Raw genomic sequence first — 1,230 nt, 5'->3', positions numbered from 1 at the left:
ATACAACACCCAAGAAGTGTGAGACCTTGCGGTCGAGAACAAACAAATTATTTCAAATCAAACAGACAGAACAGGTATAAAGAACGTTCTGTAGGGTCGAATTCATTCGACCGCTGTTAATCAGTTTTCCAGCGTTTGTTAGCAATAGCTGACAAACACCAGTTTATGCCTGGCGGCGATAGCGTTGTGGTCCCACCTGATCCCATGCCGAACTCAGAAGTGAAACGCACCCGCGCCGATGATAGTGTGGCAGCTGCCATGTGAAAGTAGGTCACTGCCAGGCACCCAATTTAGTCCCGTACTATCAAGCTTTGCGGAGTGGTAGTTCAGTTGGTTAGAATACCGGCCTGTCACGCCGGGGGTCGCGGGTTCGAGTCCCGTCCACTCCGCCATTATTCAAAAGCCCTGCTCTCACGAGCAGGGCTTTTTTCATTTCAATCCGCAATAAACAAGCTCTCCCCGACTGATACCAATCTAATACCAATCTTGCTGGTAAGTAATGCTGCATAACAGGTGTGGTTCGGTCGTCATTCCCGCGAAGGCTGGAATCCAGGGCCTGTGGCGCAGAGTTGTCAGCCTGCGCTTCTCCTGCAAAGACATTGGACCCCCGCCTTCGCGAGGGTGACGAGAAAGAAAAGCTAGCCCCAGTATCCACATAAGTTATGAGATATTACTTACTGCTCAGGCGGTATACTGGCCCCGGTTGATATCGGTGAGTGTGGTATTGATATCGAAGATTTTTGTCCGGATCTCGGTAGCCCCCATCGCTGCCACTCGCTGGCTGTGCATATGGGCATACTGTTCGGCAAACGCCTTGTCGGTAAACACATAGATACCGCCTGCTTCGCCGGTTTCGGCATTTTCCGTCCAGATTTTGGATATAAAGCCTGGCTCCTGATTGATGGAGTTAGCGAGCTCTTTAGCTCCCTCAGTGAGGGCATCCCCCATCATTTCAGTGGGAAATTTGAAGTCAATTTGCAACAGTGTCGGCATGATTTTCGGTTCCTCTGATAGTGGTAATTGTCCTTTATAATGGCAAATGGGCCTATAACCGACAATCTCATTATCTATGCATGAGTTAACTATTGTTTCCCGTGTATCTGCTCTCTTCCGTAGTTGCATCAACTAGAGTAAAAACAGAGTGTTGCCGGCGCAGACTGTAGTGGCACACTTAAAGTGGCCACCTGTTCAGAGGTGATATCATCACCTCATCAGATATACAGGTGACAC

General features: G+C 49.0%; 1 protein-coding gene, 1 tRNA gene and 1 rRNA gene. 2 read left to right on the top strand and 1 reads right to left on the bottom strand.

The window, feature by feature from the left end:
* The first annotated feature begins 168 nt into the window (after window positions 1–168).
* A 5S ribosomal RNA gene (gene rrf / locus ABD827_RS17000) occupies window positions 169–283 on the top strand.
* Between the two features lie 32 nt (window positions 284–315).
* Window positions 316–392 (top strand) — tRNA-Asp (locus ABD827_RS16995).
* 289 nt (window positions 393–681) lie between these two features.
* Here ABD827_RS16995 and ABD827_RS16990 read toward each other — a convergent pair.
* The gene (locus ABD827_RS16990; protein ID WP_344965876.1) at window positions 682–993 is read right to left on the bottom strand and encodes a monooxygenase; all 312 of its coding nucleotides are present in this window, start codon (window positions 991–993) and stop codon (window positions 682–684) included.
* Window positions 994–1,230: the final 237 nt, after the last annotated feature.

Origin of the sequence: Oceanisphaera sediminis (assembly GCF_039539745.1) — a bacterium.
Taxonomy (GTDB): Bacteria; Pseudomonadota; Gammaproteobacteria; order Enterobacterales; family Aeromonadaceae; genus Oceanimonas; species Oceanimonas sediminis.
This window is presented reverse-complemented; position numbering and strand designations above follow the sequence as displayed.

What these genes read in the sequence shown, in the direction of transcription:
- ABD827_RS16990 (WP_344965876.1), bottom strand. Translation starts at nt 993, where the DNA reads ATGCCGACACTGTTGCAAATTGACTTCAAATTTCCCACTGAAATGATG.